12 protein-coding genes are annotated in these 21,633 nt (G+C 57.9%); 9 read left to right on the top strand and 3 right to left on the bottom strand.

Annotated elements, in window-relative coordinates:
• Nucleotides 1-70 precede the first annotated feature (70 nt).
• The 3 genes from ispA to KGB28_RS30235 all read right to left on the bottom strand — a co-directional run bounded on the left by ispA (nucleotide 71) and on the right by KGB28_RS30235 (nucleotide 2,485).
• On the bottom strand, nucleotides 71-958 hold the full coding sequence (ispA, locus tag KGB28_RS30245; RefSeq protein WP_223449099.1) for a (2E,6E)-farnesyl diphosphate synthase: 888 nt from the start codon (nucleotides 956-958) through the stop codon (nucleotides 71-73).
• A complete protein-coding gene (locus KGB28_RS30240) occupies nucleotides 955-1,197 on the bottom strand; it encodes an exodeoxyribonuclease VII small subunit (RefSeq protein ID WP_007970180.1) in 243 nt (80 codons plus the stop codon). Before KGB28_RS30240 ends, ispA begins: the two co-directional genes overlap by 4 nt.
• A 142-nt stretch (nucleotides 1,198-1,339) precedes the next feature.
• Nucleotides 1,340-2,485: a Fic family protein gene (locus tag KGB28_RS30235; protein ID WP_223449098.1), complete on the bottom strand. Its 1,146-nt coding sequence runs from the start codon at nucleotides 2,483-2,485 to the stop codon at nucleotides 1,340-1,342.
• A 278-nt stretch (nucleotides 2,486-2,763) separates the two neighbouring features.
• Between KGB28_RS30235 and KGB28_RS30230 the strand changes: the two genes are divergently transcribed.
• From KGB28_RS30230 to KGB28_RS30190, 9 genes are all read left to right on the top strand, one after another.
• The gene (locus tag KGB28_RS30230; protein WP_223449097.1) at nucleotides 2,764-3,555 is read left to right on the top strand and encodes a YfaP family protein; all 792 of its coding nucleotides are present in this window, start codon (nucleotides 2,764-2,766) and stop codon (nucleotides 3,553-3,555) included.
• Nucleotides 3,556-3,594: 39 nt separating this feature from the next.
• A complete protein-coding gene (locus tag KGB28_RS30225) occupies nucleotides 3,595-5,307 on the top strand; it encodes a DUF2138 domain-containing protein (protein ID WP_223449096.1) in 1,713 nt (570 codons plus the stop codon).
• Nucleotides 5,277-5,942 carry a DUF1175 domain-containing protein gene (locus tag KGB28_RS30220; protein WP_223449095.1) on the top strand — a complete coding sequence of 222 codons (666 nt, stop codon included), beginning with the start codon at nucleotides 5,277-5,279 and terminating at the stop codon, nucleotides 5,940-5,942. Before KGB28_RS30225 ends, KGB28_RS30220 begins: the two co-directional genes overlap by 31 nt.
• Nucleotides 5,939-10,498 carry an alpha-2-macroglobulin family protein gene (locus KGB28_RS30215; protein ID WP_223449094.1) on the top strand — a complete coding sequence of 1,520 codons (4,560 nt, stop codon included), beginning with the start codon at nucleotides 5,939-5,941 and terminating at the stop codon, nucleotides 10,496-10,498. The genes KGB28_RS30220 and KGB28_RS30215 overlap by 4 nt, the downstream gene beginning before the upstream one ends.
• On the top strand, nucleotides 10,476-12,119 hold the full coding sequence (locus KGB28_RS30210) for a DUF2300 domain-containing protein (protein WP_263296973.1): 1,644 nt from the start codon (nucleotides 10,476-10,478) through the stop codon (nucleotides 12,117-12,119). The genes KGB28_RS30215 and KGB28_RS30210 overlap by 23 nt, the downstream gene beginning before the upstream one ends.
• A 3-nt stretch (nucleotides 12,120-12,122) precedes the next feature.
• Entirely contained in the window at nucleotides 12,123-12,935 is an 813-nt protein-coding gene (locus KGB28_RS30205) for a YfaP family protein (RefSeq protein WP_223449092.1), read from the top strand.
• A 147-nt stretch (nucleotides 12,936-13,082) separates the two neighbouring features.
• Complete coding sequence (locus tag KGB28_RS30200) at nucleotides 13,083-14,096, top strand: YhcG family protein (protein WP_223449091.1); 1,014 nt, start codon at nucleotides 13,083-13,085, stop codon at nucleotides 14,094-14,096.
• A 637-nt stretch (nucleotides 14,097-14,733) separates the two neighbouring features.
• Complete coding sequence (hhe, locus tag KGB28_RS30195) at nucleotides 14,734-20,478, top strand: DUF4011 domain-containing anti-phage protein Hhe (protein WP_223449090.1); 5,745 nt, start codon at nucleotides 14,734-14,736, stop codon at nucleotides 20,476-20,478.
• 45 nt (nucleotides 20,479-20,523) lie between these two features.
• Nucleotides 20,524-21,612 carry a DUF4236 domain-containing protein gene (locus KGB28_RS30190; protein WP_223449089.1) on the top strand — a complete coding sequence of 363 codons (1,089 nt, stop codon included), beginning with the start codon at nucleotides 20,524-20,526 and terminating at the stop codon, nucleotides 21,610-21,612.
• Nucleotides 21,613-21,633: the final 21 nt, after the last annotated feature.

The following is a 21,633-nucleotide window of genomic DNA, read 5'->3' as shown; positions in this document are numbered from 1 at the left end:
AAAAGAGGCGGCAGTTTACCTGATGCATCGGTCCCTGCCCACGCGTTGGTTTTTTTTGGCGGATTCGCCGTCAGCTGCGGCGATCGACGATATACCGGGCCAGATCACGCAACGGCTCGGCCGCTGCGTCAAACGGTCGCAGGGCGTGCAGGGCCTGGTCGCGCAGCTCCAGGGCGTAGGCCTTGGCAGCGTCGAGGCCGAGCAGGGCCGGGTAGGTCGGTTTATCCCGGGCAATGTCGGCACCCTGGCGTTTGCCGAGGGTTTCGGTATCGCTTTCGACGTCGAGAATGTCGTCCTGCACCTGGAATGCCAGGCCGATGGCCTGTGCATAAGTCTGCAGGGACTTGAGTTCGTCTTTCTCGGCACGCCCGCTGGCCAGGGCGCCGAGTTTGACGCTGACCTCGATCAACGCGCCGGTCTTGTGCCGATGCATGTACTCCAGGGCTTTCTGATCAAGCTTCAGGCCGACCGAGCCGAGGTCGATGGCCTGCCCGCCGACCATGCCCGCCGGGCCTGCCGCCAGCGCCAGGGCGCTGACCATTTGCAGGCGGATTTCAGCCTCCGCAGTGCTCAGGCGCGGGTCGAGCAGGGCGCTGAAGGCCAGGCTCTGCAAGCCGTCGCCGGCGAGGATCGCGCAGGCTTCATCGAATTTCTTGTGGGTGGTTGGCTGGCCGCGACGCAGGTCGTCATCGTCCATCGCCGGCAAATCGTCATGCACCAGCGAATAGGCGTGGATCAGCTCCACCGCACAGGCTGCGCCGTTGGCTTGCTCGGCCTTGCCGCCCAACGCTTCGCACGCGGCGTAGGCCAACAGTGGACGCACGCGTTTGCCGCCATTCATCACGCTGTAGCGCATGGCCTCGTACAGTCGCGCCAGCTCGGGGCTTGGCGCAATGAACAGGGTTTCCAGAGCCGCATTGACGCGGGCCTGGCTGGTTGCCGAGTACGCTGCAATCATTCTGGCTGATCCGCGTCGAAGGGTTCCTCAGCCAACTCGCCATCACGCTCGAGCAGCACCTGAACCTTTTGCTCGGCCTGGGCCAGCGCCGCCTGGCAATCGCGGGTCAGACCGATGCCTTGCTCGAAAGCGGCCAGCGAGTCCTCCAGCGACAATTCGCCATTCTCCAGACGCTCCACCAGCGTTTGCAGGTCGGCGAGGGACTGTTCGAAATCCAGTGCAGCTTTTTTGCGGGCCATGGCGGCGATTTCCGGTTGACGTTAAACCGGCGCGACACTAGCAGATAGGGGGGGCAGGGGCAAATGAGCGGGGGGATTTGCTGTCGCAATTTCTGGATGAAAAAACACTGTGGAGAGGGAGCTGGCTCCCTCTCCACAGGCATCAGGTGTCCGTCGTATCGGGGTATTTGATCTGGTACCGGGTACTGCGCCCACCACCGGGCAGGCGTTGCAGGCAGTCTTTGTTCAGCAGTTCGGTCAGATGACGGGTTGCTGTCGCTTTGGATACTTTGGCGACGGACTGGTATTGAGCCGCACTGATGCCCTGCTCGAAGCCTCTTTCACCGCCATCGAGCAAGCGATTCAGTACCTTGGTTTGCTCGGCCGACAGCTCGGATCTCTGGTGTGCCTGCCAGAATCGCGCCTTGCCCAGCACACTGTCGATCCGCGTCGTGGCTTGTTGCAGACTGCGCAGAAGAGTCTGCAGGAACCACTCCAGCCACTCAGTGACATCTGTCGTAGCCTTTTGACTGGTTTCCAGCACCCGGTAGTAACCGGAGCGATCCTCAAGAATGCTTGCCGACATTGCGTAAAAACGAATCGCCTGAGCCTCGCCCTGTGCCAATGCCAGATCGGTGATGGTGCGAGTGAGGCGACCATTGCCGTCGTCAAAAGGGTGGAGTGTGACAAACCAGAAGTGTGCGAGGCCAGCACGTAGCAATGGGTCGAGTCCGGCCTGGCTTCGGCCGCTCTCAAACCAGTCTAGGAAGATTTCGAGTTGACGCTCCAGGCCCAGTCGAGGCGGCGCTTCGAAGTGCACGGTCGGCTTGTCGAGACGCCCGGAGACGACCTGCATCGGTTCATCGCCTCGCAATGCACCGACACGTATCGCCCGGGTGGCGAGGTCGCCGTCCTGCTCCGGAAACAACCATCCATGCCAGTGCAGCAAGCGATCCAGCGTCAGTGGCTCGGCAAAATGCTGCGTAGCATCGAGCATCAATTGTGCAAGACCTTCACTGCGTTGGCTGACTCTATCGCCATCAACCAGATCCAGACCCAGGCGTCGAGCCAGCGACGAACGAACGGAGCCGACGTTCAGTTGTTCTCCTTCAATGGCCGATGAGGTGACGATGTTTTGCAACAACGCATCCAGCTCACTTTGCGCGCTCAGCGAACTGCCCACAGAACTGGCCATGCCCATTAGCCGACCTTGCGCTTGAACGCACTCGCGTAACAAGGGCGCCAGGTGTTCGGCATTCCAGGTGAACCCCGGCCAATCAGGCTGCTGCCATATCCATTGAGGTGTCATGAACTTGATGCTCTAAGTGGGGGTGAGCCGATTGGAAAGGCTATTCGGCTCACATAATGAGCCGAATATGGCGCGTATTCGGCTCACCGTCCACCCATTACCGTGACTCCCACCGCAATTTCGGAGCCATCCGATTGTTAAAAAACACCCGAATGGCTAACCTTCGAGCCCTATACGACCTGGCAGTCAGGGGTCTTTCAGACGAAACGCAGTATCGGCATCTGTGCCGCGCCCAGGATCAGGCGCAAGGTTTCGTCATGCATGGCAGGAGGCGTCGCATGCGCTCATTTCTTTTGCTGCTGATCGGGTTGGCTATCGTGCCCGTGATTCTGGCTGCGCCAAATGCCGAGTTGTCGGAACCGGTGGGCGGCTGGCGTTACAACGGTCTGCTGGACCGTAGCGAAAACCCGCAAGTCGCCTATCCCACGCCGCCGATTGATCGGGGCGTGCAGCGCAATCGCACGATGATCGAAGGTCGGCTCAAGGCCATCGGCACCCAGCGCGGGCCGCACACCTTGGCGGTCAACGGCAATCCGCTGAATCTCTATACCGACGAGCAAGGGCGTTTCGCCCGGCCGTATGCGTTTGGTGCCGGCTCCAATAGCGTCGAAGTGCGCAGTGCCGAAGGCCAGTCCCTCAAGCGTGTTCAATTCTATGAAGCCAACAACCTGCGCACCCCGGCTCGGATTCGCGTGGTGCTGGGTTGGGATGATCCGAAAGCCGAACTTGATCTGCATATTGTCACGCCCGATGGCCAGCATGCCTTCTGGGCCCACTCGGCCTTGACCAATGGCGGCGGCCTCGACCCTGACGGCGTCGATGGCCCGGGGCCGGAAATGTTCACCATGACCGCGCCGCTGCATGGCACCTATCTGGTTTACGTGAACTATTGGGGCAACTTCGGCAGCGGCGGCTATAACTTCGATGAGTCCGGCAACCAGAATGAGGTAATTACCTCGCAGATCAACCTGGTGCTCAACGAAAACACCGTCGATGAAAAACGCGAGACGTTCATCGTGCCCCTGCGCGCAATCGGCGACCTGTTGCTGGTCAAGACTTTCAACTACTAGGCATCCCCGCTCCACGGATGAACATCGGGTTTTGTGAACATGAGTGATAGCACTGTTACTCCGGTCGCTGGCGCACCAGCGGTCAAACCTTCCCTGCATTGGCCGACGCTGCTGATCGGGATATGCCTGGTCGTTGGCGTGGCCGGTGGGCTGGGGTGGTTCATGCACAAACCCAAGGCCCCGGCGCCTGTGTTGGCCAGTGACAAACTGGGCATGAGCCGCCCGGATGGCCTGCTGGAAACCCATTCCCTGAGCCAATTGCCCAAGGACCTGCTGGCGGTGCCGTTCCTCAAGGAAACCCTCACCGAAGATTTCGTCTTCTATTACGAAACCCACGCCGACCGCCTGGGGTTGATCGGCAGCTTGCGGCGGATCATCTACGAACATGACCTGAAACTGCAGGACACCTTGATCGAGCAACTGTTCGATCAACCGGCGGATGTAGCGTTGTGGCGCGGGGCGGATGGGCGGCTCAAGGATTTCCTGCTGGTGATGGATCGCGGCGGGCTGGTCAAGGTGCTGGAGCCGCTAGCCAAAGTGGCGCTGGACGACTCGCAGCTGAGCAAGGTCGCTGACGTGAAGGTCGGTACCGACGACGTGGCGCTCTATCAACTCAGTTACAACGCCAGCAAGGCGCTGCTGTTCGCGTCCCATGGCGACAAACTGGTGGTGCTGTCCAATCCGGCGAAACTCTACGATCCGCAGAGCGGTGCAACGGAGGAACCGGGCAGCGTATCGACCACGGCCATTGCCGCGCTGCTCAATGGCGAAAAACTCTTCCCGGAAGCCTTCGGCCTGCCGCCTCGTGCGCCGCAGGTGAAACAACGCCTGTCGGTGAATGCCAGTGTGCTGGCCATGGGTTACCAGCGCTTCATTCCGAACTTCGCCGGCCTGCGTTTCGACATGGACGACAAGGGCTGGCACAGCTTCCTGGCCATGGATGAACTGGAGAATCAGCCGGACTTCGATTTCAAACCGATCTGGCAAGCCATGCCCATGGGCGCCAGCGCTTGCGTGGCGTTGCCGCTGGCTGCCGAACAACAGAAACCGCTGCTGGTGAAACTCGGTGCCGAAGATGACGTGGCACAAGCGTTGACCGAACACATGGCCGGTGCGGCGGGGCTTTGCTGGTACGCTGATTCGCGTCTGTACACGCCGTTGCTGGTGGCCAGTCTGAGCGACGAGGATGGCGGCACGCTCGATGGCGATCTGGGCAAGCTGTTCGGCTCGATGGTCGGCGCCTATGAAAGCAATGTCGCCGAGCACGCATTCCCGGTGGTGGAGAAACAGGAAGGGCAGAGCCATCAGTGGCAGCGGCAAGTCAGTTCCAGTTTCGGCCCGTACAAAGCCAAGGACGCCGAGAATCCAGAGGCGATCAGCGGCAGGGCGTACATGCGTGTGAGCCTGGCCCGCCATGGCTCAACCTTGCTGTTTTCCCTCGACGACAAGCTTGTGGACAAGGCCCTCGGCACCCTCGACAAACGCTTCCCGCCGATGGCCGACGTGGTACCGAAAGACCTGTTGATGCCGGTCTATTTTGGTCCGGATTCGATGGCGCAACTGATGCAGCAGGAAACCCTCGACAGCCTGCCTCAGGACATGGAACCGGTGTTCTACAACGCTGCGCAAACCTACCTGATCCCCAAGCTACGCAAGCTCGGCGGCTACGGTAAATACGCCCTGACCTTACCCGAAGGCAGCGAGCCCGACGGCCATTGGCAATGGCTGCCGCTGGAGTGGAAAGCCCTGTGACGGCATTGATCCGAAGTCTCGGCCTTCTGGCATTGTTGCTGAGCGCGGGTGCCCGCGCTGTCGAGGCACCGTCACTCGACCCACAGCAATCCCAGGTGTTTCGTGCCTGGTTCGTGCGCATCGCCCAAGAGCAACTGAGCCAGGGCCCGAGCCCGCGTTGGTATCAGCAAGACTGCGCCGGGCTGGTTCGCTTCGCCGCTAACGAAGCGCTGAAAGTCCATGACGACAAATGGCTGCGCAGCAATGGCCTGTCCAATCGCTACCTGCCGCCGGAGCTGCAACTGAGCGCCGCCCAGCGCGGTCTTGCCCAGCAATGGCAGCAAGGCGCTGGCAAGGTCGGGCCGTACGTCAATGCGATCAAATTGATCCAGTTCAACAGCCATCTGGTCAGCCGCGATGTGTCTCAAGCACGCCCTGGCGACCTGATGTTTTTCGATCAGGGCGACGACCAGCACCTGATGATCTGGATGGGCCGCTACATCGCCTATCACACCGGCACCAGCACCCCCACCGACAACGGCATGCGTTCGGCAAGCCTGCAGCAACTCATGACATGGAAGGACACCCGATGGATACCCGACGCAGCCAACCCCAACTTTATCGGCGTCTATCGACTGAATTTTCTTTCCCAATGATCGGTGCCCGCATGCTGCGTTTTCTGTCTCTGATGTTGGTATTGGTACTGCCTTTCTCGGCGGTAAACGCTGAAGACTCGGTCCCGTCCAGCGGCTATGCGCCGGTGGCCGGCGAGAGTTTTTTCCTGCTGGCCGACAGCAGCTTTGCCAGCGATGAACAGGCGATGGTGCGCCTTGAAGCGCCGGGCCGCGACTATCGCCGGTTTCGCATGGAACCCTACGGCGGCGCCGACATTCGGGTGTATCGCATCGACAAACCGCTGGATTTTCTCAAGCGCCAGAAGAACCTGCATCGGGTGGTCAGCGATGGCCAGTTCAAGGGTGAAGGTCTGTCCAACACCCTCGCTTACCTGTGGGATAACTGGTATCGCAAATCCCGTCGGGTGATGCAGCGGGCGTTTTCCTACGAGTCGCGTAAACAAGTCACCGAGGAAGTGCCGGAACTGAAGATGGGCAATGCGATGGCCGCGCCAACGCCCTACGATGCGCAGCCGCAATTTGCGCTGATACCGGGTTTGCCGGTGGTCAGCCAGTTCCGTTATCCGTTGTGGCAGGCCAAGCCGATCCAGCCACCTGCGGGGGTGAATCTGGCCGGGTCTTCCAGCGAGTTCGTCAGCGTCGCGCCGGGCAACGTGTACATCCCGTTGGGCAATCTCAAACCGGGTCTTTATCTGGTGGAAGCGCTGATTGGCAAGTACCGCGCGACCACCATGGTGTTTGTCTCCAACACCGTGGCGGTGAGCAAGATCGCCGGTGACGAATTGCTGGTGTGGGCCGCGCGCAAACACGAAGGCAGCTCGGTGCCGAAGGTCAATGTGCTGTGGACCGATGGCCTCGGCGTGATGAGCAGCGGCGCCACCGATACCGACGGCTTGCTGCGCCTGAAACACGTCAGCCCTGAGCGTTCGTTCGTGATCGGCGAAGACGAAGAGGGCGGGGTGTTCGTCTCCGAGAATTTCTACTACGACAGCGAAATCTACGACACCAAACTCTATGCCTTCACCGACCGGCCGCTGTATCGACCGGGTGATTGGGTGTCGCTGAAAATCGTCGGGCGTGAATTCAAGAACGCGCGGGACTCGGTGCAGCCAAGTGCCGCTGACGTCAATGTAACGGTGCTGGATGCGACCGGCACGGCGCTGCAATCCCTCGATCTGAAGCTCGATTCCAAGGCAGGCACTCAAGGCCGATTCCAGTTACCGGACAACGCCGTGGCCGGTGGATATGAACTGCGTTTCAACTACAAGGATCAGGCCTACAGCAGCGCTTTTCGCGTCGCTGAATACATCAAGCCGCACTTCGAGATTTCGCTCAATCTGGCCAAGCAGGATTACCGTACTGGCGAGCCGGTCAAGGGCAATCTGGTGCTGCTGTACCCGGACGGAAAACCGGTGGCCAATGCGAAATTGAGCCTGAGCCTGCGCGGGCAAAAGCTGTCGATGGTCGACAACGAACTGCAGTACCTCGGGCAATTTCCGGTGGAACTGAGCAGCACCGAATTGACCACCGACGCCAAGGGCAATGCGTCCCTCGACTTACCGGCAGCGGAAAAACCGAGTCGCTACATGCTCACGGTGTTTGCCAGCGACGGCGCGGCGTATCGGGTCAAGACCACCAAGGAAATCCTCATCGACCGTGGCGCGGCGAACTTCCGCTTGAGCGCGCCTCAACGCTTCAGCGCGGTGGGTGACAAGGTTGCCTTCAGCTACACCCGCGAAGGCGAGCAAGCCGATGCCGTTACGCCAGGCAGCTACGGCTGGGTACGCCTGGAAGACCAGAGCACCGGCGAAGGCAAACTCGCGGCAACCGACAAGGGGTTCACCCTGGCCTTTGACCGGCCGGGCACCTACAACCTGACGCTCAAGGATGATCATGGCCGGGTGGTCGGCGCCACCGGTCATTCGGTTACCGGCGAAGGTGTCAAAGCCGTACCCGGCACCGTGGAAATCGTCCTCGACAAGCCCGAGTACATCGCAGGCGATGAAGCGCTGGCGCTGATCACTTTCCCCGAGCCAGTGAGCGATGCGCTGCTGTCTCTGGAGCGCGACAAGGTCGAAGCCACTGCGTTGCTGTCCAAGGGCGGCGACTGGCTGAAGATGGAAAAACTCAGCGATACCCAATACCGCGCGCGCATCCCGGTGAAGGACGGTTTCGCACCGAACCTGACCTTCTCGGTGCTGTACACCAAGGGCGGCCAATACAGTTTCCAGAATGCCGGCATCAAGGTGGTAACGCCACAGATCGACGTGGCCATCGTCACCGATAAAGAAACCTATCAGCCGGGCGAAACCGTGTCGGTGGACCTGACTACCCAGTTCGCCGGCAAAGCGATTCCCGCGCACCTGACGGTCAGCGTGGTCGATGAAATGGTCTACGCCCTGCAACCGGAAGTGGCGCCGAGCATCGACCAGTTCTTCTATCACCCACGGCGCAACAACGTGCGCACCAGTGCCAGTTTGTCGTTCATCAGTTATGACGTCGCCTTGCCGGGTAGCCCCGGTGCGCCGGGCAAAGCCAATCGCAGTGAGCGCGGCGTGAAGGTACTGGAGCGACCGCGCCGCGAGGACGTCGACACGGCGGCGTGGCAACCTGAGTTGCTGACCGATGCCAACGGCAAAACCCGCTTCACCTTCAAGATGCCCGACTCCCTGACCCGCTGGCGCATTACCGCCAGGGCCATCGCCGATGGCGGGCAGGTCGGGCAGAAGAAGCAATTCGTGCGCTCGGAAAAACCGCTGTACCTGAAGTGGAGCGGCCCGACCCGATTCCGCGCCGGCGACAAACCGGACCTTGGTGTGTTCGCTTTCAGCCAGGCCGAGAAACCGGTCAAGGCCGAACTGGTGACCCGTTACGCCGGCAACGAACAGCGGCTGCCTGTGACCCTGAACAGCGGCATCAACTACATCCCGTTGCCGGCATTTGCACTGGCCAATGGCGAGTGGAGCGCCGAACTGGTGCAGGATGGCAAAACCGCTGATGCCCTGGCGGTGCGCCTGAGCGCGACCGGTGAAGGTTGGCAGGTGACTCAAGCCCAGAGCCTTGATGTGAGTGAGGGCGATACGCCGCTGACGCTGCCGACAGACGCCAGTGATATCCGCCTGCGTCTGGACGACAGTCCGCAAGCGTTGTTCCGTTCTGCCCTCGACGATCTGCTGAGCTACCCCTACGGCGGCGTCGAGCAGACCGCCAGTCGCCTGCTGCCCTTGAGCATCGCTTACCCGACGCTGGCGGCGAATCCGCAGATCCGCGATCGCCTGCGCCTGATCATGCAAAACAGTCGCTTGCGCCTGGTACAAATGGCCGGCCCTTCGGCGAGCTTCACCTGGTGGGGCATGGACGGCGAGCCGGATGCCTTCCTCACCGCCTACGCCTATTACGCCGACTGGCACGCCAGCCAGGTGCTGGAACTGAGCCTGCCGCCGGAGCATTGGCAGCGGGTGCTGGAGGTCTACGCCAAGCAGGCGAAGAACACGCCGCTGTTGCAGCGGGCGCTGATCCTGTCGTTCGCCAAACAGATGCAGTTGCCGGTCAACACCTTGCTCAGTGGCTTGATGGACGACCTGGGGAAAGCGGGCGAGGGCTCTGCAGCGAACCTGATGGAGGACGGCGAAGACAGCCTCGTCATGAGCGATCCGGATTCAGCCTTGGGGCTGGCTGCCGCACGAGTGCTGACGGCATCGCTGGCCAGGCAAGCGAAGGTCGCTTTGCCGGACGCGTTCAACCGGCAACTGGCCGACGCGCAGCAACGTCTGGCGGTCAGTTCCCAGCCGTTTGCCGAAGCGCTGAACCTGTCGCTGCAACCCTTCGATCAGGCTCACGCTCAAGCGTTGTTGCAACGTCTATTGCCGCAGCAATCGACCCTGGAGCGGGCGTTGGCGTTGACTTGGCTGCAACGCAGCATCGAGCAGGCATCGCCCACCATTGCGTTGGCGCCGGGTGACGGCTGGAAGAAGCAGTACGGGGTTTCTGGTGAGATGTATTGGACGTGGCAGGGGGCTGCGCCAGTGCCGACGGTATTGACGCTGACCGGCGCGCAAGAGCGTCCGCTGCGCGCTGCATTGAGCTACCGCAGCCAACAGCCGGCGGTCGATCCGATGGCCGTGACCATCACCCGTCGCCTGTCGCGACTGGTGCCGGGGGATGAGGCCTTCACTTTCAAACTTGAAGCGGTCGGCAACACGCCATTGTCCAGCGACAACCTCTATCTCGATGAAGTGATCGTCACCAGCAAAGCCGCCAGACCGTTGCGTTACGGCATGCTGGAAGTGCCGTTGCCACCGGGCGCCGATGTCGAACGCACCACCTGGGGCATCAAGCTCATGGGCAAGGCCGGCACCGAACCGACGGCGCTGGAGAAGGCGCGATTCGAACCGGGGCAAATGGCTTATGCCGTTCCGGTCGATGCCTTGAGTGGCGAATTGCGTCTGCGGCACTTGCTGCGATTCTCGCAGAAGGGGCAGTTCAACTTGCCGCCGGTGCGTTTCACTCAAGTTTATGCGCCGCAGCATCAGGCGTTTGAGCAAAAAGCCGCCCTTGGCCAGGTCACGGTTCACTGACGTGCACAGGCTGCTGATAGGTGGGTTGCTGTGTTTGATCCCTGTGCTGGCGACGGCGCAGGACGAACCTTTGCGCCTGGCCTTCAAGGGCGATTTGTTGTCGCTGAGCCGAACTCAGGTGATCAACCGCGAGCCGTTGCCGCCGACCTTGCAGACGCCGCTGGGCAGTGTGTGGAAGTTGTTCGTCTACGCCTGGCTGGTCGATAGCGGTGCGCGTGAGCCGGCTTATGAATGTCGCGGCCAGTCGAAGGAAGAGGTTTATTGCTGCACGGCGGGCGGCAGGATCGAGCGTGATCAGGCGTTGGTGAAGTCATGCGGTCTGTATTTCGAACCCGCGCGGTTGGGCATCAGCGATGCAAATTGGCGAGCCTATTGGCAGAGCCGGCAGGCTCCGCAATGGCTGCTGGATTTGCCTTCGTTGCAACCGGCTACTCGGGTTTCGGTGGCGGAACTGTTGGAGGTGTTGGGCGTGCTGCCGGCGCAGGATCAAGCCCGGCGTGTGTTGCTCGATGTGGTGCTCAATGCCGCTGATGGCCAAGCCGTCGGCGAACTCGGCAGCCGTCTGCGGGTGAAGACCTGGAGCTGGTTGGCGGATCAGGACGCAACATCGCGTCAGGGCGGGTTTGCCGGTTGGACGGCGGATGGTACACCGGTCTGGGCCGGCGGGCGCGGTACGAGTCAACGGGTTCTTCGAGATTACGCGCAGGCACTGTCTACGGTGATTCCTGTTGCATGGCCTGCGGATGCAGGGCGGTGCGTAGAGGTCGACCTGTTCTCCCGCTATCCACTTCGGGGCGTGCTGTCAGGGGGTACCGCGGTGACTTCCGGGGCATTGCAGGGTGACTACCGCGTTGAATTCGCCAACGGCAATGCGCTGGATATTCACAGCGACGGCGAACTGTTTCTACTGAACGACAAGCTCGTGGCTCGTCTGGTTCGCGAAGAGTACGTTGCCCGTGTTCTCCAGCGCGAAGCCAGCGCCGAACCGGTCGAGGCCGCCAAAGCCCTGGCCGTGGCCATCCGCACCTACCTGCTGCAAAACGCCACGCGCAGCGGTGACTGCCTGAGCATCGACGACAGCAGCAGCCGTCAGCGAGTCGCACCGCGTCCGGCGTCGCCCGAGTCTCGCGATATCGCCGCGTGGACCAGCGACCTGGTGCTGGCCGGCAGCACCGTCACCTACCATTCCGATCAGCCCGGCCCGGACAAGCTGTCCTGGCAGCAAGCCGTCGAACAGGCCCGTGCCGGCCAGCGCTACGACGCTATCCTGCTGCACGCCTACCCACGCGCCAGTCTCAGTCGCTGGGACAACCCGGTCGCGTCCTGCGAAGCGTTGCCCGCCGCACAAGAATGGTTGCAGAAACAACGGCGCGGCTGGCGCCCAAAGCTTGAAAGCGAAACCGGCTACAACGAAGTCAGCACCTTCGCCGTCTGCCACCTGGCCTTCGGCCGCCCCTATGTCGACCGCGAACGTCAGCGCATCTACGTACGCGGCGCGCAGACGCTGCAAGATCGCCTCGACCTGACCCACGAATACCTGCACCTGGCCTTCGAAGCACATCCCAACGGCCAGGATGAAACCTACATCGAAGGGCTCGCCCGCCACCTCTTGCTGGAATAGACCATGAAACTCCGTTCTCCACAGGTCTTGCTGTTGCTCTGTTCGCTGGTGGCGTTGCCATCGGTGATGGCGGCTGACAGCGTCAAACTCGACACCCCCGCAGGCGGCTGGCGCACCGGCGCGCCTGAGGGCGAAGGGGAAAACTTCCGGCAGACCGTCAACTACCCAGCCTCGTCGGTGAATACCCCGGCAGGGCAGGCCAACACCGCTCGCATCAGCGGGCAGATCAAAGCCACAGCCAAATCCACAGAACCCGGCCGGCTGATCGTCAACGGAGTGAGCATGCCGCTGAAAATCGACCCGGCCGGCCGCTTCGATCGCCCGTTCTCATTCCCCAACGGCAGCAACAGCGTCGAGGTTCGCAGCCCCGATGGCCAGCAACGTCAGCGCACGCAATTTCTCAACAGCAGCGGCGGTGCAACCCCGGCCAAATTGCGCGTATTGCTGGCGTGGGACAGCGACAACACCGACCTCGACCTGCACCTGATTACCCCCGACGGCGCCCACATCTGGTACGGCGACCGCGTCGCCCCCAACGGCGCCGCGCTCGACGTCGACGTCACCACCGGCTTCGGCCCGGAAATCTTCGCCATGCCCGCGCCGATCAAGGGGCAATATCTGGTCTATGTGAACTACTTTGGCGGCGGTTACAGCAGTGATGAAGAGGGGCAGGAAGACGCGGTGCAAGCGCTGACCACGGCGCAGGTGACGGTGATTACCGAGGAAGGCACGCCGAGCGAGAAGATGGAGACCTTCCTGGTGCCGATGCGTGCGGTGGGGGAGTTGACGTTGGTGAAGTCGTTCAGCTATCCGTGAGGCTGAGGTACAACTTGCGCAGGGTTTGCACACGGCGAGGTGGAGGCCTATTAGCGTTGTTTCATGCAGAAGTACATTGTGAATGTTCCTGCATCGGTATCAGGAGTAATTGAAAGGGCCCTCCCACTGACATGGAAATGCCCTGACGTGAATGATCTTCGTAGCGATACCTCTCTCGATTCTGCTTTCAACGAAATCACCCAACTGATTGTGACCGCGCGACAACGCGCCATGCAGGCGGTCAACACCGAGCTGATTGAGCTGCACTGGCAGGTTGGTGCCTACATCAGTCGCAAAATTGAAGCGGCGGAGTGGGGTGATGGAGTGGTGGCACAACTGGCTCAGCACCTGGCCTATACACAGCCTGGATTACGGGGGTTCACTCGTGCGAATCTTTTTCGCATGCGCAAGTTTTACGAGGCCTATAGGCATGATGCAAAAGTCGCAGCACTGCTGCGACTTTTGCCCTGGACCCAGAATTTGATCATCCTCAACCAGAGCAAACACCCGGAGGAGCGTGAGTTTTACCTGCGCATGGCAATCCAGGAGAAGTGGTCGAGCCGCGAACTGGAGCGTCAGTTCAAGGCGGCTCTGTTTGAACGTTCAGTGGTCAGCCCGGCAAAAGTCTCAGCACCGCTGAGACAAATTCATCCCCTGGCCCTGGACGTGTTCAAGGATGCCTATGTGGTCGAGTTTCTGGCTCTGGAGCGTGGTCATGCAGAGACAGACTTGCATGGAGGCCTGTTGCACAAGCTCAAGGATTTTCTGATCGAACTGGGCAGGGACTTCTGCTTTGTGGGTTCACAATATCCGTTGCAGGTAGGTGGGCGGGACTTTGCGCTGGATTTGTTGTTTTTCCACCGTGGGCTGAACTGCCTGGTGGCGATCGAACTCAAGGTCGGGCGCTTTGAGCCGGAATACTTGGGGAAGATGGATTTTTATCTTGAAGCATTGGACCGCAATGTCCGCAAGCCACACGAAAACCCGGCGCTCGGCGTATTACTGTGCGCGAGCAAGGAGGACGAAATCGTCGAGTACGCCCTGAACCGCTCACTGTCGCCGGCCTTGATCGCGGAGTACCACACCCAATTGCCAGACAAAAAACTGTTGCAAGCCAAGTTGCAGGAGTTTTATGCGCTGAATACTGAAGGGGTTGGGTGATTTTTGTTGTGAATCATTTTTTTGAGGCATTAAAAAGCCGGCTTGTGGTTAGCTTTTTATGTAGTTAAGTAATTGAAAATTAATAAATTATAGTTTTTATAAAACCTATTGTTCCCCCATTTGTTCATCCACTTTTTGACGATTTCTTTTGATTTTTTTCCGGTAAAGACCGGCTTTTTTGGTCGGTTTTTTTTGTTTGGTTGTTGCCCGAATTGAGCTTTGATCGAGCATCGAGAAAACGGTCGAGGAGGTCGAATTGAGAGACGTACTTTCGTGCTTAACTCGAGTTTTGCATTCCGCCTCTGACGGAGCCGTAAGATCAATGGTTTGGAAATGAGAATCATCCCGATACCGAGTTTTTCTATAAGTGTAGGGGGATTTACTGACCAATCGTCGAGGAGACGGGGATTTGTGCGGCGTGAAGGCGCTTTGCCTTTACCTTGCTCCGAGTGCTGGATATTGTGACATCCATCAAACTCCAGGCAGACCGCTGTTTCCCAAGGATGGCATCTTGAGCGCACCGAGAAATCGGCAGCGCCCCTACAAAGCCTCTCTTGTTATCGCGGCCAGCTGAAGCTGAGCATCGGTTTACCGTGCCCGGAAAAAACCTATCAGGCAGTTGCCCCAAAAATTAGCGGTGATCGACGTGAACTCAGGCCCTGAATCATTGGCTGTCCAACGGTATGAACTTGTTCTGCAATGGATACTGGAACTGGTCCCCGCAGACGGGACGGCCGTTGGCAACAAGTCACTCAGGGACCGGATCGATCGGCGAGCTGAGCTTCAGAATTTTGCTGTCTCTGAGGAAGAATACTGGAGTCTTCGCGACGAGCTCATTACCAAGGGACTGCTCAATAAAGGTAGCGGCCGGGGAGGGTCGGTTTATCGGTTCGATACCGAGTCCAAGGGTCATTCAAAGTCCATTGATCCAGCGCCTCTTACCGATTGGGATGACCTTGATACGCCCCCAAGCGAGATACCGGAAAGCCTGGAGAAGCTGAGAAGCAGGCTTCTCGACCTCAGCGCTCGCAATCGGCTGCTGAACTTTTCACATGCGCGCTCCAAACGTTTCGTACGGATTATTGATGAGTTGCCGGATCACCTGTTCGATACCTTGGCAGATGAAAAATCCATGCGATTTGCTGCTGTTCCTGAACCAACGGAAAGGCAGCTACTTACCCACGGCTTTTTGAAGCTGGACGAAAAGACAGGCGCAGTTGTTGAGTTAAAGAAACAGCCCACGGCAGAAGTCTGGGCGCAGATCCTCGGTATAGCGACCAGCTATGAGCTACCACTGCCCCCTGAAACCGGGCAAACAGGTAAGCATTCTGACGACGCGATTCAGACGCTTTATTACCCCGTGGAGATGGAGTCGCGGCTACAGATTCTGTATACCCAGTCGCGATCGGCACTCGAGGAAACGGGTGCGAACATTCTTTATCTCGCGCTCGGGTTCCTGGAGTGGGATGACTCAGTCGCAGGTAAAGACAGCACCCGCCTAGCGCCGCTGATGCTGGTGCCAGTGAATCTGGAGAAAGGCAAACTCAATCCTCAAACCGCGACGTTCGAATACCGCGTACATCCTACTGGCGAAGACATTCTTACCAACCTTTCATTACGGGAAAAGCTTCGCGTCGATTTTGGTATCGCGCTACCGCGGATAACCGACGACAGCACGCCCGAGGAATACTTCGAGCGCATTGTTGAAACGGTGCTGAAGGTTAAACCTGACTGGAAGGTTCATCGTTACGCATCGCTTGGCTTGTTCGAGTTTGGCAAGTTGATGATGTATCTCGACCTTGATCCAGGTCGTTGGAAAGACCAATCGTTGCTGGATCATGGCCTGGTTAAGCGGCTAACAGGGATGGACGGTTTACCGGCCGATTCGACAGGAAAGCAAGGCGCATTTTGCGTCGAGCATTCAATAGACGACATTGAGCAGATTCACCTGCAGTTTCCTCTAATTGATGACGCTGACAGCTCTCAGCACAGCGCATTGATAGACGTGATTCGCGGGGATGATCTTGTGATCGAGGGGCCACCCGGTACAGGGAAGTCTCAGACCATCACCAACATGATTGCTGCGGCACTGGCCCAAGGCAAAAAAGTGTTGTTCGTTGCGGAGAAGCGCGCAGCGCTTGAGGTGGTCAAAACCCGTCTGACAAGGGCAGGGTTAGGCGATTTTTGTCTGGAGCTGCATAGTCATAAGAGTCAAAAGAGCGCTGTTATCGATAGCATCCGGCAACGTATTCAGAACAGCGGTGGCTTTCGCTCGCCCAAGCAACTGGCGGATCTGATTGCCAACTATGAGCGATTGAAGCAGCAGCTCAACAAGCACGTACATCATCTCCATGCTCAGTTCGAAGAGTCGGGGATGAGTGTTCATGAGGTGCTAATGCAGGCAACGCGCTTGCGTGAGGCGTTGTCGATTAAACCTTCCGACCTGCACCCGGAGTCGGAGGCGCGAATCGATAAAATGCATTTGCGAGAGCAGGCCGGCTTTTATGCACACATCTATCGCAAGACAGCTGAGGAAGCTGGCCACGCGGGCAAACTTGAAACGCACCCGTGGTTTGGCAGCACAAAAACGCGTGTGACTGGTGCTGAGCGCTCTGCACTTCTAGAAAATCTCTCCCTGGCTCAGCAGGCGCTGAGTCGTCTAGCGACTCTTCGTCCTCAATTAGCAGAACAGCTACAGGTAGCTGTGCTGGAAACCTATAGCCCAGATCAGTTGCGAGATTTAGCCGCTTCAATTCCGGTTCTTACATTACCTAAAGGTGATGAGGATTGGGATCTGTTAGGACGACTGGATATCGAGTCCTGCGAGGCATTGAAGCTTTGGCTGCAAGGTATGGACTCCTTGTTGGACGAGCAGGGTGTACTAGCTCGATCATTGCGCGCTGATGTTATTGGCTCTGGGCAAGCGATAGCTGCTATCAAAAAAGCCTGCGCGGCCATACGTCTGCATAACGGTGATGAGACCCTGTCACTTAATGTCTTGCTGGATGTGATCGAAGAGGCTGAGGATTTACTGGAGCTGGCTCCACGCGTTCAAAGGCTGATTCAGTTGTTGGCGGAAGGGGCTGCGGTTCAAGGCTTGCGAAGCGATTTTATCGGCATTGAACAAGTGGTGCTCTTTCTACAAATGCTCGCGGCGATGCCCGAGGATTTGGCACCTCTTCGCCATAAACGCTTCGAAGACGAGACCTTGGACGGGTTGCTCGTAGAGTTGGACAGTGACATCCCGGTCATCAAGCAGTTGCAGGAGCAGGCTGCGAGTCATTTCACGCTGGAACGATTGCCTGGTCATACGCGACTGGAAGATTTGAGTCGGGTTCTGGCAGATAAATCACTTTTCCGCTGGTTCAAGGGGCAATGGCGCTCTGCTAAAGCCGAAATCTTGGCCATGGCGCGACCAGGGCTCAAGCTGAACCAGCTTCTGGTGGTCTTGCCTGATGTCATTGCCTATTTGAAAAAGCACAGTCAACTGAATGAAAACAAAGCGTTCACCGAAAAGCTGGGTGAGCATTTCCAAGGACTTGATACTCCGATCGACGCACTCAAGCGCTTGCGGGGTTGGTACAAGCTCTTGCGGGCTGAATGCGGACGTGGATTCGGTGCAAAGGTATGGGTTGCGGAGTACCTGCTTAAGGTCGAAGGGGAACTACTGGCCGGTGTTTCCGGCGATAGCGCGGAACTCGAAACCTACCTGATGGATGTTCTAGATCATCGGCTGGACCTGGAAGAGCTGTTGCCTTTTGACAGTCATGATTTGCGTTCGGAGGATTTGCTCGCTCCACAGGGACTGTATGTTCGCCTTATCAAGGATATCGGAACCCCTCTACGCTCTTTATTACCCGTAGTCAGCGAAGAGAAGCCCACAATGGGGCAACTGCTGCAGTTGATTCAGGCCGTGGAAAGTTGGCAGGCCCGCTCGGCGGCACTGCAAAGCGACGCAGTGCTACAAACCTGCTTGCTAGGTGAAGAGCTCCCTCGGGTAGACAACCTTTCAGCGGCTCGACCTCGCTTGACGACCTGGCGGCATACAGTTGCCTTCGTTCAGCCCATTTTGGCGTTGCCGATTCGGGATATTCTCGTTCCGCAGTTGACTGCGTGCACACCAAAGGAAGCCGAGGAGCTGATACTCCATTGGCATCAACAAGGTACAGCGCTCGCGCAAACTGTAGATATCTGGGAGCAGGCACTGGAAGCGTTTTTCCAAAGCGCTGCGGTTATTGCTGATCAGTGGTGGCAGTCCATTGAGAAAGCAGATTTCGAGCCCATGGCCAGTCGTCTGTCCTGGGCCGCTCAGAACCCCGATCTGCTCGACCATTGGTTCGAGTACCGCCGCTTGCGTTTGCACCTGGTCGAGTTAGGGTTTGAGAGCGTCGTCGAAGCAATCGAGACGCAAAAGCTGGTTTCTGAGCGTTGCATTGATGCCTGTCTGCTCGGGCTTCTTGACAGCTGGGCATTGAAAATCCTTGAGCTTGACCCCTCTCTGGGTCAGTTTTCGGGCAAAGAACAGGAGGCCATCCGCGCTCGGTTCGCTGATATCGATGAGCAGCTCAAGCATCTTCAACGTGAGCAGGTTTCTTCACGTATTAGTCAGAACAATATTCCTGTCGGAAATAGTCATGGAGCGGTCAGAGACTTTACGCAACTGGCTTTGCTGCAGCGCGAGGCTGAGAAAAAGACACGGCATGTTCCGATCCGCAGCCTGATGAACCGTGCAGCTGAAGCGCTACAAGGCCTCAAACCCTGCTTCATGATGTCGCCAATGGCCGTTGCTCAATATTTACCAGCTGGGCACGTCGAGTTCGATTTGGTTGTCATGGATGAAGCCTCTCAAATGCGCCCGGAGGAAGCATTGGGTAGCATCGCCCGAGGTAAACAGCTAGTGGTCGTGGGTGACCCGAAACAGCTGCCACCGACGAATTTCTTTTCCCGCAATGGTGGCGATTCGGATACCGATGAAACAGATGCATCATTGGCCGAGGACTCGGAAAGCATTTTGGAAGCAGCCATGCCGCTGTTCAAGCTGCGACGTCTACGTTGGCACTACCGTTCCCGTCACGAGAGCCTGATTGCTTTCTCCAACAAAGCCTTCTATGAAAGCAATTTGGTGGTGTACCCATCACCGCACCGTGAATCAACCGAATTTGGCGTCAAGTTTGTCAGAGTGCCTCGCGGGCGTTTTGTCGAGCAACGCAATATCGAAGAGGCCGAGGTTGTCGCCAAAGCCATCGAGCACCACGTTATTCACCGCCCTGATGAGTCGCTAGGTGTGGTGGCCATGAACGTCAAACAGGCTGATCAAATCGAGCGGATGCTTGAGCATCTGGCCAAACAAAGCCCGCAACTGCAAATCGCATTGGACCGTAATCAAAGTCAGGATGAGCCACTGTTTATCAAGAACCTGGAAAACGTCCAGGGTGATGAGCGAGATGTTATTTACATCTCCGGCACCTACGGCCCTATGGAGGTAGGCGGTACCGTCCCTCAGCGTTTTGGCCCGATTAACGGTGCCAGCGGATGGCGACGTTTGAACGTGCTGTATACCCGCTCCAAGAAGCGCATGCAGGTGTTCTCCTCGTTTAGCTCGACCGATGTAGTGGTGACCGGTACTTCCAGCAGAGGCGTGCAGGCACTGCGTGATTTTCTGCATTTCGCTGAGTCCGGCCGCATGCCGCACATCAAAGAGTCTGAACGTGCTCCCGACAGTGATTTCGAAGTGGCTGTCATTGAGATGCTGTCTCGTCATGGCTATCAATGCGAGCCCCAGGTTGGTGTTGCTGGTTTCTTCATTGATCTGGCGGTACGTGATCCAGGGCAGCCCGGTCGCTACCTGATGGGGATTGAATGCGACGGTGCGGCATATCATTCGGCCAAGTCAGCGCGTGACCGTGATCGTCTGCGTCAAAGCGTGTTGGAGCAATTGGGCTGGAATATTCGCCGCATTTGGTCGGTGGACTGGTTCCGTAATGCCCGTGTGCAAATCGAACCCATCCTTCAGGAGCTTGCGCGGTTGCGAACCGAGCCAGCTGTAGAGGTCGAGGGGGGGAGTACGGAATCTGAAGAGGTTTCGATCCAGCAAGTGGCAGATGAGCAGAGCGAGCACGCTGAGCGTATTACCCTTGAGGGTAACTACAGCCTGCGAGAGAAGTTGGTCTGGCTTGAAGAGAATGTGATCCGGCCGAATTTGCCAGAGATTCCTGTTAACCAGCGGCTATTGAGGCCAGCGATGTTGGAAGCATTGCTTGAGTTTCTTCCTGCAGACCGTATCGAATTTCAGCAGATGATTCCTGGGTATTTGCGTAATGGTACCCATGGTGCGGAAGGGCGGTATATCGACGATGTATTGCTTGTGATTGGCGAGCAGTGAGTCAGCGCCTAACAGTGGATGTTCAAGTTGTATCAAGGAATGTTAATGGGATTCTATATTCGTAAGAGCGTCAGAGTAGGGCTGTTTCGTTTCAATCTGTCCCAGCAGGGTGTGGGCGTTTCGGTGGGATTGAAAGGCCTACGCATCGGGACCGGACCTCGAGGCAATTACGTTCATATGGGGCGGGGAGGCTTGTACTACCTGGCTACCGTACCAAGGACCAACGATAAGCCGCCTTTTTTGCCTCACGTTGAAACTACGGTAATACCTGAGGGCACTCACGCCCCTTTAGTCGAGATCGAGTCCGCGGATGCTTCGAAAATCGTGGATTCATCCTCACGTGATTTGCTCGATGAAATGAATGCGAAGCAGGCAAGATGGCGGCTTTGGCCATGGGTTGGTGTCCTAGGAATCCTCGTAGTATTTCTTGGCCTGCGTAATGGTTGGTCCATTGGGACTATGTGGGGTGCGCTTATCCTCGGTTCAGTCCTAACAATTGCCTCTGCAGTACGCGATACGATGGCTAAGACGGTTGTACTGTTTTACGATTTTGACGCCGAGATGGAAGAAGCTTACGAAGCACTGCACAGCAGTGGCCAGCAGGTTTCGGCAGCAGATGCGGCCTGGCATATCGAGGCCGAAGGCGCCGTTCATGATCGTAAGTATCACGCTGGTGCGAGCAATCTTGTACGTCGGAAAAAAACGACTATTGCTCGGTCTTCACCACCTTATGTAAAAACCAATATAGAAACTATCTCCATGGTTGTTGGGCGCCAAACGCTGCATTTCTTCCCTGATCGTGTATTGATTTATGACGAGAAAAGTGTGGGCGCGGTTAGCTATCGAGAGCTGCAGTTGCAGGTCAATGCGAAGCGGTTTATTGAAAGTGCTTCGCTTCCCAGGGATGCCACGGTAGTCGACAGGACGTGGCAATTTGTTAACAAGAAGGGCGGCCCTGATCGTAGATTCAAAAACAATCGTGAACTCCCTGTTTGTCTTTACGATGAATTGAAGTTGTCTAGCACCACGGGTCTGAATGAGGTCGTACAAATCTCGCGAAATGGTGTGGGAGAGGCTTTTGCCAAGGCGATTCTCGACCTTGCACGGGTTATGCCTTCTGAGCGAGTAAGCTGAGGCAACCTAGTTCCTCGTATT

The sequence above is a fragment of the Pseudomonas sp. BF-R-19 genome, assembly GCF_019956445.1.
GTDB lineage: Bacteria > Pseudomonadota > Gammaproteobacteria > Pseudomonadales > Pseudomonadaceae > Aquipseudomonas > Aquipseudomonas fluorescens_BH.
Note: the sequence above shows the minus strand (reverse complement) of the source record. Positions and strands in the feature narration are given on the sequence as shown.